11 protein-coding genes are annotated in these 14,787 nt (G+C 51.3%); 7 read left to right on the top strand and 4 right to left on the bottom strand.

From position 1 onward, the window contains the following. Positions 1 to 41: 41 nt before the first annotated feature. From serS to ACT9TW_RS12890, 6 genes are all read left to right on the top strand, one after another. Complete coding sequence (serS, locus tag ACT9TW_RS12865; protein ID WP_182060224.1) at positions 42 to 1,334, top strand: serine--tRNA ligase; 1,293 nt, start codon at positions 42 to 44, stop codon at positions 1,332 to 1,334. 208 nt (positions 1,335 to 1,542) lie between these two features. Next, complete coding sequence (dmsA, locus tag ACT9TW_RS12870; protein WP_446492584.1) at positions 1,543 to 3,987, top strand: dimethylsulfoxide reductase subunit A; 2,445 nt, start codon at positions 1,543 to 1,545, stop codon at positions 3,985 to 3,987. A 10-nt stretch (positions 3,988 to 3,997) separates the two neighbouring features. Beyond that, the gene (locus tag ACT9TW_RS12875) at positions 3,998 to 4,615 is read left to right on the top strand and encodes a DMSO/selenate family reductase complex B subunit (RefSeq protein ID WP_446492585.1); all 618 of its coding nucleotides are present in this window, start codon (positions 3,998 to 4,000) and stop codon (positions 4,613 to 4,615) included. A 1-nt stretch (position 4,616) separates the two neighbouring features. Continuing rightward, positions 4,617 to 5,480, top strand: a complete 864-nt coding sequence (locus ACT9TW_RS12880; RefSeq protein WP_446492586.1) for a dimethyl sulfoxide reductase anchor subunit family protein — start codon at positions 4,617 to 4,619, stop codon at positions 5,478 to 5,480. A 274-nt stretch (positions 5,481 to 5,754) separates the two neighbouring features. Next, entirely contained in the window at positions 5,755 to 6,903 is a 1,149-nt protein-coding gene (locus tag ACT9TW_RS12885; protein ID WP_182060228.1) for an MFS transporter, read from the top strand. Positions 6,904 to 7,026: 123 nt separating this feature from the next. Then, on the top strand, positions 7,027 to 7,524 hold the full coding sequence (locus ACT9TW_RS12890; protein ID WP_446492587.1) for an anti-virulence regulator CigR family protein: 498 nt from the start codon (positions 7,027 to 7,029) through the stop codon (positions 7,522 to 7,524). Between the two features lie 33 nt (positions 7,525 to 7,557). On the opposite strand, the gene pflA is transcribed toward ACT9TW_RS12890, so the two are convergent. The 4 genes from pflA to ycaO form a co-directional block, all read right to left on the bottom strand. Then, positions 7,558 to 8,298, bottom strand: a complete 741-nt coding sequence (gene pflA / locus ACT9TW_RS12895; protein WP_182060230.1) for a pyruvate formate lyase 1-activating protein — start codon at positions 8,296 to 8,298, stop codon at positions 7,558 to 7,560. Between the two features lie 204 nt (positions 8,299 to 8,502). Further along, positions 8,503 to 10,785 (bottom strand): formate C-acetyltransferase, encoded by a 2,283-nt coding sequence (gene pflB / locus ACT9TW_RS12900; RefSeq protein WP_182060231.1) that lies wholly within the window; start codon positions 10,783 to 10,785, stop codon positions 8,503 to 8,505. Positions 10,786 to 10,836: 51 nt separating this feature from the next. Beyond that, entirely contained in the window at positions 10,837 to 11,694 is an 858-nt protein-coding gene (gene focA / locus ACT9TW_RS12905; RefSeq protein ID WP_182060232.1) for a formate transporter FocA, read from the bottom strand. Positions 11,695 to 12,100: 406 nt separating this feature from the next. Continuing rightward, positions 12,101 to 13,861, bottom strand: a complete 1,761-nt coding sequence (gene ycaO, locus ACT9TW_RS12910) for a 30S ribosomal protein S12 methylthiotransferase accessory factor YcaO (protein ID WP_446492588.1) — start codon at positions 13,859 to 13,861, stop codon at positions 12,101 to 12,103. A gap of 127 nt (positions 13,862 to 13,988) precedes the next feature. On the opposite strand from ycaO, the gene ACT9TW_RS12915 reads away from it, so the two are divergent. Further along, the gene (locus ACT9TW_RS12915; RefSeq protein WP_182060234.1) at positions 13,989 to 14,681 is read left to right on the top strand and encodes a DUF421 domain-containing protein; all 693 of its coding nucleotides are present in this window, start codon (positions 13,989 to 13,991) and stop codon (positions 14,679 to 14,681) included. The last annotated feature ends 106 nt before the right edge of the window (positions 14,682 to 14,787 follow it).

Consider the following 14,787-nt stretch of genomic DNA (forward strand, 5'->3'; position numbering starts at 1 on the left):
GTCACATTTTCCTATTTTAATTCGATAAGCACAGGATAAGCATGCTCGATCCCAATCTGCTGCGTAATGAGCCAGACGCAGTCGCTGAAAAACTGGCACGCCGGGGCTTTAAGCTGGATGTAGATAAGCTGCGCGCTCTTGAAGAGCGTCGTAAAGTTCTGCAGGTACAAACTGAAAATCTGCAGGCAGAGCGTAACTCTCGATCGAAATCCATCGGCCAGGCGAAAGCACGCGGGGAAGACATTGAGCCATTACGCCTGGAAGTAAACAAACTGGGTGAAGAGCTGGATCAGGCTAAAGCTGATCTGGACGTTCTTCAGACCGAGATCCGTGATATCGCGCTGGCGATCCCGAACATTCCTGACGACAGCGTACCTGTCGGCAAAGACGAAAACGACAACGTCGAAGTGAAACGCTGGGGTACACCTCGCGAGTTCGACTTCGAGGTTCGCGATCACGTCACTCTGGGTGAAATGCACGCTGGCCTGGACTTTGCAGCCGCAGTTAAGCTGACGGGTTCTCGCTTTGTGGTGATGAAAGGGCAGATTGCTCACCTGCACCGTGCGCTGGCGCAGTTCATGCTGGATCTGCACACTGAGCAGCACGGCTACAGCGAAACCTACGTACCGTATCTGGTCAACCACGATACGCTGTACGGTACCGGCCAGCTGCCGAAATTTGCCGGCGATCTGTTCCACACTCGCCCTCTGGACGAAGAAGCAGACAGCAGCAACTACGCGCTGATCCCGACCGCTGAAGTGCCGCTGACCAACCTCGTGCGTGATGAGATCATCGACGAAGACGACCTGCCAATTAAACTGACTGCACACTCTCCGTGCTTCCGTTCTGAAGCAGGTTCTTACGGTCGTGATACCCGTGGTCTTATCCGTATGCACCAGTTCGACAAAGTTGAGATGGTGCAGATCGTACGTCCTGAAGAGTCCATGGACGCGCTGGAAGAAATGACTGGCCACGCTGAGAAAGTGCTGGAGTTGCTGGGTCTGCCGTACCGTCGTATGGCGCTGTGTACGGGTGATATGGGCTTTGGTGCCTGCAAAACCTTCGACCTGGAAGTCTGGGTTCCCGCACAGAACACCTACCGTGAGATCTCATCGTGCTCTAACGTCTGGGATTTCCAGGCTCGCCGTATGCAGGCTCGCTGCCGCAGCAAATCAGACAAGAAAACCCGTCTGGTCCATACCCTGAACGGTTCTGGCCTGGCTGTGGGTCGTACCCTGGTTGCCGTGCTGGAAAATTACCAGCAGGCTGATGGTCGTATTGAGATCCCGGAAGTGCTGCGTCCGTATATGAAAGGCCAGCAGTACATCGGTTAATTTGTCTTAAATTAAAAAAGCGCCTAAGGGCGCTTTTTTTATGCCCCTGCTTTGACACGAAACAATAACGCCTCCCTCTAAAGTAGTAATACTCCTCCGAATGAAAGCCAGCATAAAAAACTAATAACGGAGAAATTCGTTATAAATATCACTATATAGCGATTTTTACCGTATCTCTTTTATTTGTGAGCAACCAAAGTGAGTCTTTATGAAAATCAAAGCGCCTGATGCTTTACTGGCTGCCGAGGTCACTCGCCGTGGGTTGATGAAAACCACGGCAATAGGCGGTCTGGCTGTTGCCAGCAGTGCGTTAACTCTGCCTTTTTCTCGTATGGTGTCGGCAGCGGATGCGCTGTCCCCGGCATCAGTCCCGGAAAAAATGGTGTGGAGCGCCTGTACTGTTAACTGTGGTAGCCGTTGTCCGCTGCGGATGCATGTGGTGGATGGCGAAATCAAATATGTCGAAACAGATAACACCGGCGACGATAACTATGACGGGTTACATCAGGTTCGCGCCTGTTTACGTGGCCGCTCAATGCGCCGCCGCGTCTATAACCCGGATCGCCTCAAGTACCCGATGAAACGTGTGGGAAAACGCGGGGAAGGAAAGTTCGAGCGCATTAGCTGGGACGAAGCCTACGACATCATTGCGACCAACATGCAGCGTTTGATTAATGAGTTCGGTAACGAATCTATCTACCTGAACTACGGTACAGGTACGCTCGGCGGCACCATGACCCGCTCCTGGCCGCCAGGAAAAACGCTGGTTGCACGCCTAATGAACTGCTGCGGCGGTTATCTCAATCACTACGGAGACTACTCTTCCGCGCAGATCGCGGCAGGGCTGAATTACACTTACGGTGGCTGGGCAGATGGCAACAGTCCGTCTGATATCGAAAACAGCAAACTGGTGGTGCTGTTCGGTAACAACCCGGGTGAAACCCGCATGAGCGGCGGAGGGGTGACGTACTATCTTGAGCAGGCTCGTGCTAAATCTAATGCCCGCATGATTATCGTCGATCCGCGTTACACCGATACCGGTGCCGGGCGTGAAGATGAGTGGATCCCTATCCGTCCGGGTACCGATGCCGCGCTGGTGAGCGCGCTGGCATGGGTGATGATCACTGAAAACTTCGTTGATCAGCCTTTCCTTGATAAATATTGCGTCGGTTACGACGAGAAAACTCTGCCAGCCAGTGCCCCTGCTAACGGGCATTACAAAGCGTATATCCTTGGCCAGGGTAGTGACGGCGTGGCAAAAACGCCTCAGTGGGCATCCACGATAACCGGTATTCCGGTAGAACGTATTGTTCAGCTGGCACGTGAAATTGGTTCGGCGAAACCGGCTTATATCAGCCAGGGCTGGGGGCCGCAGCGTCATGCGAACGGTGAAATCGCCACCCGTGCCATTTCAATGCTCTCTATTCTGACGGGCAACGTGGGTATCAATGGGGGTAACACCGGCGCGCGCGAAGGCTCTTATGAAGTGCCATTTGAACGTATGCCGAACCTGGACAACCCGGTACAGACCAGTATTTCCATGTTTATGTGGACCGATGCGATTGAACGCGGCCCGGAAATGACGGCATTGCGCGACGGTGTGCGCGGTAAAGATAAACTGGATGTCCCGATTAAGATGATCTGGAACTATGCTGGTAACTGTCTGATTAACCAGCATTCTGAGATCAACCGTACTCATGAGATCCTTCAGGATGATAAAAAGTGCGAGATGATTGTGGTCATCGACTGCCACATGACCTCGTCGGCGAAATATGCCGATATCATTCTACCGGATTGCACCGCATCAGAGCAGATGGACTTCGCGCTGGATGCCTCCTGCGGCAACATGTCCTACGTTATCTTTACCGATCAGGCGATTAAACCGCGTTTCGAGTGCAAAACCATCTATCAGATGACGTCTGAACTGGCGAAGCGTCTTGGCGTTGAGCAGCAGTTCACCGAAGGGCGTACTCAGGAAGGATGGATGCGTCATCTGCATGAACTTTCACGCAAAGCAATACCTGATCTACCTGACTTTGATACCTTCCGTCAGCAGGGTATGTACAAGCAGCGCGACCCGGAAGGGCATCATGTTGCTTATAAGGCATTCCGCGACGATCCTCATGCCAATCCGCTGACCACCCCATCGGGTAAAATCGAAATCTACTCTGAAGAACTGGCAAAAATTGCATCCAGCTGGGAGCTGCCGGAAGGGGATGTGATTGATCCACTGCCAATTTATACGCCAGGTTTCGAAAACTACAACGATCCGCTGACCGCGAAATTCCCGTTGCAGCTGACGGGCTTCCATTACAAAGCGCGGGTTCACTCGACTTACGGCAACGTTGATGTACTGAAAGCATCCTGTCGTCAGGAAATCTGGATCAACCCGATGGATGCGAAAGCGCGCGGCATTTCAAACGGCGATCGCGTGCGTATCTTTAACGGTCGTGGCGAAGTGCATATCGAAGCCAAAGTTACACCGCGTATGATGCCTGGCGTTGTCGCGTTGGGGGAAGGGGCCTGGTACAACCCGGATGCAAATCGCATCGACCAGGCTGGCAGTATTAACGTACTGACCACGCAGCGCCCATCGCCGCTGGCGAAGGGTAATCCGTCCCACACAAACCTTGTTCAGGTTGAAAAGGTGTAAGGAGTAACCGATGACAACCCAGTATGGATTTTATATTGATTCCAGCCGCTGCACCGGTTGCAAGACCTGCGAACTGGCCTGTAAGGATTACAAAGACTTAACCCCGGATGTCAGCTTCCGCCGTATTTACGAATATGCCGGTGGCGACTGGCAGGAGGATAACGGCGTCTGGCATCAGAACGTATTCGCCTACTACCTGTCGATTGCCTGCAACCACTGCGAAGATCCGGCCTGCACCAAAGTGTGTCCGAGCGGTGCGATGCACAAGCGTGACGACGGTTTTGTGGTGGTGGATGAAGATGTCTGTATCGGCTGCCGCTACTGCCACATGGCCTGCCCGTATGGTGCGCCGCAGTACAATGCCGCCAAAGGCCATATGACCAAGTGCGACGGTTGCTACACTCGCGTGGCCGACGCCAAAAAGCCTATTTGCGTGGAATCCTGTCCGCTGCGCGCGCTGGACTTTGGCCCGATTGAAGAGTTGCGCCAAAAACACGGCCAGCTTGCGGCGGTAGCCCCATTGCCGTCAGCGCACTTCACCAGGCCGAGCATTGTGATTAAACCTAACGCCAACAGCCGCCCGACGGGTGATACCACCGGCTACCTGGCAAATCCGAAGGAGGTGTGAGATGGGAAGTGGATGGCATGAATGGCCGCTGATGATCTTCACGGTCTTTGGGCAGTGCGTTGCGGGTGGTTTTATCGTGCTCGCCGTGGCGTTGTTAAAAGGCAATCTGAATACTGAACAGCAACAGCGTTTAGTACTGAGCATGTTTGGTCTGTGGGTGCTAATGGGGATTGGGTTTATCGCCTCAACCTTGCACCTCGGTTCACCGATGCGGGCGTTTAATTCCCTGAACCGCGTGGGTGCATCATCACTCAGTAACGAAATTGCCAGTGGCGCCATTTTCTTTGCTGTGGGCGGGCTGGGCTGGTTGCTGGCGGCACTGAAAAAGCTACCTTCAGGATTACGTAGCCTGTGGCTAATCATCACGATGGTTCTGGGTGTGGTGTTCGTGTGGATGATGGTGCGGGTTTATAACACCATCGACACTGTTCCAACCTGGTATAGCGTCTGGACGCCAATGAGCTTCTTCCTGACGATGTTCATCGGTGGGCCGCTGTTGGGTTTCCTGCTGCTGCGTGTGGCGGGTGTAGACGGCTGGGCGATGCGTTTACTGCCGGCGGTTTCACTCCTGGCACTGGTGGTGAGTGCCATCGTAGCCCTGATGCAAGGGGCAGAGCTTGCAACGATCCACAGCTCTATTCAACAGGCATCTGCATTGGTGCCTGATTACGGCTCGCTGATGGCCTGGCGCGTGGTGTTGCTGGCGGTGGCGCTGGTGTGCTGGATTGTGCCTCAGCTTAAGGGTTATCAGCCTGCGGTACCGCTGTTGTCTCTGGCCTTTGTTCTGGTGCTGGCAGGTGAGCTGATCGGCCGTGGTGTGTTCTATGGCCTGCATATGACGGTTGGTATGGCCATAGCAAGTTAACGCTGTTTTTTTGTTATATAAAGCCGGGACAGAGTGCCCGGCTTTTTGTTTTCAATCATGAAATTTTTCGACTGTCGTTTGGTTTTAATTCCGGATATTGGTAAATAAAAACAATTAGATAGTTTGTATCGATAGCAGGCATTGCATTAGCAGGATTAGTTTTTTAAATCGACAGGGCACATATTGTGCGAGCGCCCTGAATCGGTGGATTGACTTTGTTTTTGCCAGTGGCATGATGCGCACGAAATCTGAACTTCCTCACGGTTTTTAATCCATGTCCACCTATACCCGCCCAGTGCTTCTGCTGCTCTGTGGCCTGCTTTTGCTGACGCTGGCGATTGCGGTGTTAAACACCCTCGTCCCGCTTTGGCTCGCCCATGAAAACTTACCAACCTGGCAGGTGGGCATGGTTAGCTCGTCCTTTTTTACAGGTAACCTTCTGGGAACGCTGGTAACAGGGAGCCTGATTAAGCGCGTTGGTTTTAACCGTAGCTATTATCTGGCATCGCTGATTTTTGCCGCCGGGTGCGCCGGGTTAGGCCTGATGGTGGGATTCTGGAGCTGGATGGTCTGGCGTTTTATCGCGGGTGTGGGCTGCGCAATGATCTGGGTGGTGGTTGAAAGTGCCCTGATGTGTAGCGGCACGTCGCGCAACCGTGGTCGCCTGCTGGCGGCATATATGATGGTTTACTACGTTGGAACCGTGCTTGGGCAACTGATGGTCAGTAAACTGCCAACCGACCTGATGAGCGTCCTGCCGTGGGTGACTGGCATGATCCTGGCCGCTGTTCTGCCGTTGCTCTTTACCCGCATTGTTAACCAGCAGAGCGAACACCAGGAAGTGACCCACGTCTGGCCGATGCTGAGGCTGCGTCAGGCGCGTCTGGGAGTTAATGGCTGTATCATTTCCGGGATAGTGCTGGGTTCGCTTTATGGCCTGATGCCACTGTATTTGAACCATCAGGGCGTCAGCGATTCCGGGATCGGTTTCTGGATGGCGGTTATGGTCAGTGCGGGGATCGTCGGGCAATGGCCGATAGGTCGTCTTGCCGATCGCTTTGGCCGCCTGCTGGTGCTGCGCGTTCAGGTCTTTGTGGTGATCATGGGTTGCCTCGCGATGCTCAGCAGCGCTGCAATGGCGCCAGCGCTGTTTATTCTGGGGGCGGCGGGCTTCACTCTCTATCCGGTAGCCATGGCCTGGGCCTGTGAGAAAGTTGAACATCATCAGCTGGTGGCAATGAACCAGGCGCTGCTCCTGAGTTATACCATCGGCAGTTTACTGGGGCCGACGTTGACGGCCATGCTGATGCAGAATTATTCTGACAACCTGCTGTTTATCATGATTGCCAGCGTGTCGTTTATTTATCTCCTGATGCTGCTGCGCAAAGCGGGCGAACATCCAACTCCCGTGGCCCATGCCTGAATAAATAAAAGCCTGTCGATGACAGGCTTTTTTGACCCTATCAGAACTCAGAGTTTTACTTATTGTTTGTTTATTGCGCCAGGCGATAATTCAACTGAGTTCTATCACTAAAAGGCAGCAATCATGTCTATACGTCGTTTTTCCACGACTGCTCTGGCAGTCGTGTTGTCCTTAACCTTCGCAACCGCGCCAGCCCTGGCGAATCCAGGTAATGGTCATGGCAATGGTAATGGCGGTGGGCAAGGCAACAGCGGCAACCATGGGAACGGGAATTCCGGTAATCATGGTAGTAAACAAAATAATAGTAATCAGAGTCCCGGCAAATCAAATAAAAGCGTCGGTGATGATGCTGATGCGCGCGTGAGCTTCGATCACGCCCGTCATCTGGCATTGAATTACGGTTTAACCGGTTATGATTCATTGCCGCCGGGCATTGCGAAAAATCTCGCACGCGGAAAACCACTGCCTCCGGGTATTGCGAAAAAAACAGTACCGGCGTCTATGCTGGGCCAGCTTCCTTCCTATCCTGGGTATGAATGGCGGGTAGTGGGTGATGACCTGGTCTTAATTGCACTGAGTACGGCCATTGTGACCACGATCATTAACGGCGTGTTCAGATAGCATAAAAAAAGCCCGGTTAAACCGGGCTATTTTTTAATACATAACTTTGTGTCCGTACTGCTCAAGAATGCCTTTCACGCGTTCCATGGTTTCTTTCTTCGGTGGTTTAACGCCATCGAGCTTATATTCTTCACCCATCGCCACCCATTTATGTTTACCCAGTTCGTGATAGGGCAGCAGCTCAATTTTTTCTACGTTGCCCATATCGCGGGTAAATTCGCCCAGTCGATGTGCAGAGTCATCATCATCTGACCAGCCAGGTACAACCACATAGCGGATCCAGGTGTTGATACCCTTACCTGAGATGTATTTGGCGAACTCCAGGGTACGATGGTTGGAAACACCAACCAGATTCTGGTGGATCTCATCGTTCATCTGTTTGAGATCGAGCATCACCAGATCGGTCACTTCGAGCAGTTCATCGATGACCGGATCGTAACGACGTACAAAACCGTTAGTATCAAGGCAGGTGTGAATACCTTCTTTACGGCAGGCGCGGAACCAGTCGCGCACAAACTCGGCCTGAAGAATGGCTTCACCACCAGAAGCGGTAACACCACCACCCGATGCATTCATAAAGTGGCGATAGGTCACAACCTCTTTCATTAAATCATCAACAGTGATTTCTTTGCCGCCGTGTGTATCCCATGTATCACGGTTATGACAGTACAGGCAGCGCATCAGGCAGCCCTGGAAGAAGGTAATAAAGCGGATCCCTGGGCCATCGACAGTGCCACAGGATTCAAAGGAGTGAATGCGACCAATAGTTGACATTGCGGTGATATCTCCAGCATCGACCCGTCCGGGGCCTGAGTATGCACAGCTCAAAACCGGCTGTGTTTAAATCTGTTTTGGCTGATATCCATAAAGTATAGATAGCGGACAAAAGAGACTGGGGTGGAGAAGGTGTTAAAAAGGCCCCACTTGCGTGGAGCCTTTATTGTACGCTTTTTAACGCGTGATTTCAGTCAATTCCAGTTAGATGGACTGAGTGAAAGTACGGGTGATAACGTCCTGCTGCTGTTCTTTAGTCAGGGAGTTAAAACGTACTGCGTAGCCAGATACACGGATGGTCAGCTGAGGATATTTCTCAGGATTTTCCATCGCATCGAGCAGCATTTCACGGTTCATCACGTTCACGTTCAGGTGCTGACCACCTTCGATGGACGCTTCGTGGTGGAAGTAACCATCCATCAGACCCGCGAGGTTGGTTTTACGTACTTCGTCGTCTTTACCCAGTGCGTTTGGAACGATAGAGAAGGTATAAGAGATACCATCTTTAGCATAAGCAAACGGCAGTTTAGCAACGGAGGTCAGAGAGGCAACAGCACCTTTCTGGTCACGACCGTGCATTGGGTTAGCACCTGGGCCGAATGGCGCGCCAGCACGACGACCGTCTGGGGTGTTACCGGTTTTCTTACCATACACAACGTTAGAGGTGATGGTCAGAACAGACTGAGTCGGGATAGCGTTACGGTAAGTAGTCAGTTTCTGAATTTTCTTCATGAAACGTTCTACCAGGTCAACCGCCATGTCATCAACGCGAGAATCGTTGTTACCAAACTGCGGGTATTCACCTTCGATTTCGAAGTCAACAGCCAGGCCGTCTTCGTCACGAATTGGTTTAACTTTCGCATATTTGATTGCAGACAGGGAGTCAGCAGCAACGGACAGGCCAGCGATACCACATGCCATGGTGCGAACAACGTCACGGTCGTGCAGCGCCATCAGAGAGGCTTCATAGCTGTACTTGTCATGCATGTAGTGGATAACGTTCAGTGCAGTGACGTACTGTTTAGCCAGCCAGTCCATGAAGTGATCCATACGGTCCATCACTTCGTCGAACTTCAGAACGTCGCCTTTGATTGGTTCAGATTTAGGACCAACCTGCATTTTCAGTTTTTCATCAACGCCGCCGTTGATTGCGTACAGCATGGTTTTCGCCAGGTTTGCACGCGCACCGAAGAACTGCATTTGTTTGCCAACGATCATTGGGCTCACGCAACAAGCGATAGCGTAGTCATCGTTGTTGAAGTCCGGACGCATCAGGTCATCGTTCTCGTATTGCAGAGAAGAGGTGTCGATGGACACTTTAGCGGCGAATTTCTTGAAGTTCAGAGGCAGTTTTTCAGACCACAGAACAGTGATGTTCGGCTCCGGAGAAGGACCCATGGTGTACAGGGTATTCAGGAAGCGGAAGCTGTTTTTGGTAACCAGAGTACGGCCATCAACGCCCATACCACCGATTGACTCAGTTGCCCAGATTGGGTCACCAGAGAACAGTTCATCATATTCAGGAGTACGCAGGAAACGAACCATACGCAGTTTCATGACCAGGTGGTCAATCATTTCCTGAGCGTCTTGTTCAGTGATTTTGCCTGCTTTGATATCACGTTCGATGTACGCATCCAGGAAGGTGGATACGCGACCGAAGGACATTGCTGCGCCGTTCTGAGATTTAACAGCGGCCAGGTAGCCGAAGTAAGTCCACTGGATAGCTTCCTGAGCGTTGGTCGCAGGAGCAGAGATATCGCAGCCGTATTTAGCCGCCATCTCTTTGATCTGGCCCAGTGCACGATGCTGTTCAGCGATTTCTTCACGCAGACGGATAGTGGCTTCCAGATTTACGCCGTTTTCCAGATCAGACTGGAGAGAAACGAACTGCGCGTATTTGTCTTTCAGCAGGAAATCGATACCGTACAGTGCAATACGACGGTAGTCACCGATGATACGGCCACGGCCATACGCATCTGGCAGACCAGTCAGAACGCCAGATTTACGGCAGTTCAGAATGTCTTTGGTGTAAACATCGAATACGCCCTGGTTGTGGGTTTTGCGGTATTCGCTGAAGATTTTTTTCAGCATTGGGTCCAGCTCGCGGTTGTACGCTTTGCAAGAACCTTCAACCATTTTGATGCCACCGAACGGGATGATTGCACGTTTCAGTGGTGCTTCAGTTTGCAGACCAACGATTTTCTCAAGGGCTTTGTTGATGTAGCCAGCATCGTGAGAAGTGATGGTGGATGCAACGGAGGTGTCAAAATCAACTGGCGCGTGAGTGCGGTTTTCCAGTTTAACGCCTTCCATTACGCTGTCCCACAGCTTGGTGGTCGCGTCAGTTGCGCCAGCCAGGAAGGATTCGTCACCTTCATACGGGGTATAGTTTTTCTGAATGAAGTCACGGACGTTTACTTCATTCTGCCAGTCACCTTTCGCAAAACCTTCCCAGGCTGTGGCTAACTTTTCATTAAGCTCGGACATGTAACACCTACCTTCTTAAGTGGATTTTTTATTTACTGCCTGAGATAACCATCAATGATGGTCGTCGCCACGCAGGTAAATGACCCAGTATGTCAACCCAACTAACAGACCCCCACCGATAATGTTCCCGATAGTGACAGGGATCAGGTTATCAGTAATGAAGTTCATAATAGTCAGGTGAGAGAAACTTTCCGGGGTTGAACCAACCGCGGTCCAGAACTCCGGGCTCGCAAAGTTGCGGATTACAATTCCCATAGGGATCATAAACATGTTTGCGATACTGTGCTCAAAGCCGCTGGCAACAAACATCGCAACCGGCAGAACCATAATCATGGCTTTGTCCATCAGGCTACGACCAGAGTAGCTCATCCAGACAGCCAGGCAGACCATCAGGTTTGCGAGAATGCCAAGAGCGACAGCTTCGATAAATGTGTGGTGCATTTTGTGGTCTGCGGTTTGCAGGACGTTAAGCCCCCAGCCGCCGTTGGCGGTCATGTATTCGCCAGATAACCACATCAACAAAACAAAGAGCAGACACCCAATCAGGTTACCAACATAGACGTTTAACCAGTTACGCGCCAGTTGGCCCCAGGTTATTCTTCCGCTCGCTTTTGCGACGACAATCAGCACCGTTGAGGTGAAGAGGTCAGCGCCGCAGATGACGCAAAGAATCAGTCCCAGTGAGAAGCAAATACCGCCAATCAGTTTAGCCATGCCAAAAGGCATTGTGGCAGTACCGGTTGTGGCAGTGATGTAAAAGACAAAAGCAATTGAGATGAACACACCCGCGGTGATCGCCAGATAGAAGGTCTTCATCGGGTGTTTCGTTGCTTTATAGACACCCGCTTCTTCGGCAACTTTGGCCATCGCAGCTGGGAGTAAAAGATCAAAAGGGTTGTCAGCTTTCACACTAACTCTCTCTTTATTAAGTCGGCGACGAGATACTAACAAAGCATTATAGAAGAGAAATTGATATAGATCATATCTCGCCTGGCTTATAGGCCCGCAATGTGTATGGTTTTACAGCGAAAGCGGAGTAAGTATTTGATTATCCGTATAAAAATAAATTTTAAAAGTTATGAAAAGAGTTGAATTTTTTCGTGCGCGCTCCCGTAAAACAGTTAATTAAAATGGAGTATTTACCATAAAAAGTAACAGTCAAGCTTAGGCAAGTATTATTATATTTACCCATATTTAACTTTATTATTACAATCAAAAATCATTGCGAAAGAAATAAAAAAACGGGGCAATGAAATTGCCCCGTAATATAGCCCAGACGATTGAATCCGCCTACAGTTGGTAATGTTATATGCGCTTATTTTGACCAATAAGCGGCTTTAGCCTTCTGTAACTTCTCATACGCGTTCAGCAGCGACTGATGTGCCGGGAAGGCTTTCAAATCGTTATCTACAGCGTGCAGACCGTAGAACGGTTCTTCACCGCTCAGGGCCGCGCTGGCAGCTTCTACAGCGTCTGCGCCATACATACGCACAAAGGCATTCAGATATTGCAGCGGCTGACGTTCGTCTTCCTGCGAGAGCAGCAGCAGGGTTTGCAGGCAACGGTAGTAGTTTGCGCGTTCTGCGGAGAAGACAGACTGGTTGAACTCCATCGTCCATTCCGTCCATGCCAGCGCCTGATCCAGATCACCACCTGCTAAGGCCAGCATCGCTTTCAGCTCGCCAATACGCAGGGTATACCAGCCATTGTCTTTACCGGTTGCCAGACCGAGCAACTCACGCACACGGGTAAAGTCATCGTGACCTTCGTCGTCCAGTTGCGCGATCAGGTTCAGATAGTCTTCTTTTTCCCACTCGCTACCTGGTAGTGACAGTAGCGTTTCACGAAGATGCGCACCCATACTGTTATTTGCCAGCCACAGATCTTCTGCCGGATAAATATCCGACATGCCAGGCACCAGAATACGGCAAGCGTATACGCTCAGGTGTTCGTAGTCGGCAATATAGACTTCTTTATCTTCAGCTTTGAAGATAGCCATCAGGGTGGCGAACTCTTCTTCAGTGGTGCCTGCAAAGCTCCAGTCTACGAACGGGTAGTCCGCATCCTGCTTAAACATATCCCAGGAGATCAAACCGCTTGAATCGATGAAGTGGGTTTCGAGGTTCGCGTGTTCAGCCACTTCTTCGTCGTCGAAGGTTGGCGGGGTAAACACGTCGAGGTCTTTCAGACTACGGCCCTGAAGCAGTTCGGTGACCGTACGTTCCAGTGCGACACCAAAGTCAGGATGCGCACCAAAGGAAGCAAAGCAGGTACCGTTCGCCGGGTTGAACAGCACCACGCAGATAACCGGGTATTTACCCCCCAGAGAACCATCATAGGCAAAGATTGGGAACCCTTCAGCTTCCAGCTTCTCGATAGACTCCACAACGCCCGGGTAACGCGCCAGAACCTCGGCCGGAATTTCAGGCAGGCTGATGGATTCTGCGATAATTCGGTTTTTAATGTGGCGTTCGAACACTTCAGACAGACCCTGCACACGCGCTTCGTTGCGGGTGTTCCCGGCAGACATACCGTTCGACACATACAAGTTACCGACGATGTTCATCGGGATGTATACGGTCTGCTCGTCAGACTGACGGGTAAACGGCAGGGCACAGATACCGCGATCCTCATTACCTGACTGTAAATCGATAAGCATACTGGCGGTCAGTTCGTTATCGGCATCGTAGAACGCACGCAGTCGGGCATCCAGAATACCTTCCGGCAGTTCGTCATCTTCGGTCAGCGGGAACCATTTTTCATTCGGGTAGTGAACGAATGGGCCATTAGCGATGGTGTCACCCAGCCAGAAGTCGGCGAAGAAATAGTTGGTGGACAGACGCTCAAAATACTCACCCAGCGCAGAGGCCAGTGCGGCTTTTTTAGTTGCGCCTTTACCGTTGGTAAAGCACAACGCGCAGTCTTTATCGCGAATATGCACGGACCAGACGTGAGGAACCGGATTCAGCCAGGAGGCTTCTTCAATATTAAAGCCCAGGTCGGTCAGTTTCTGCTGGAAGCGAGCGATGGAATCTTCCAGAGCGGCGTCTTTGCCGGGGATAAACGTTTGAGTCATGGCGTTCACTTTTATCGTACGTAAAGCGCGCAATGATACGGGTTTTGCGTGACGGGTGCTATCTTCGGCGAAAATAAATGAGTGGGCTATGCTTAGTGACAGTAACTCTCTGTTAAGGCATAGAAAAATGAAAGCATTCGATCTTCATCGGATGGCATTTGACAAAGTTCCACCCGATTTTTTATGGGAGGTAGCGCTGCGTAGTCTTTATACCTTCATCCTGGTCTTTCTTTTCCTCAAAATTACCGGGCGTCGCGGTGTTCGCCAGATGTCGCTTTTTGAAGTGCTTATTATCCTGACGCTAGGGTCCGCGGCCGGGGATGTTGCCTTTTATGACGACGTGCCGATGGTGCCGGTCTTCGTGGTTTTTGTCTCACTGGGCCTGCTGTACCGGCTGGTGATGTGGCTGATGTCAAAAAGCGAAAAGCTGGAAGACCTGTTTGAAGGGAAACCGGTGGTCATCGTCGAAGATGGGCAACTGGCCTGGGAGAAAGTCCGCGGTGCCAATATGACGGAATTTGAATTCTTTATGGAGTTGCGGCTCAACAGTGTAGAACAGCTCGGGCAGGTGCGTCTGGCCATCATGGAAACGAACGGACAAATCAGCATTTATTTCTATCGCGATGATGATGTGAAGCCTGGCCTGTGTATCCTTCCTGAAAGCTTCGTTGAGCGGTTTAAGACGATACCTGAAACGGGTGAGTATGCCTGTATAAGATGCAGCCATGTCGAAGCGATGCAGGCAGGAGAGCATCAATTATGTCCCCGTTGCACGAATCCAGAATGGTCGAAGGTTAGCCGGGCCAAACGTATCACCTGACAGCCATTTTGTCGGTTTTGTTACAGCGAGGTGGCAGATTGTATTGTGTGACGACGGGCACATTTCGCCGGTCATAAGTTTTAGACATTGCGGCGCGTGTCACTGA

Source organism: Enterobacter sp. C4G1, assembly GCF_052886895.1.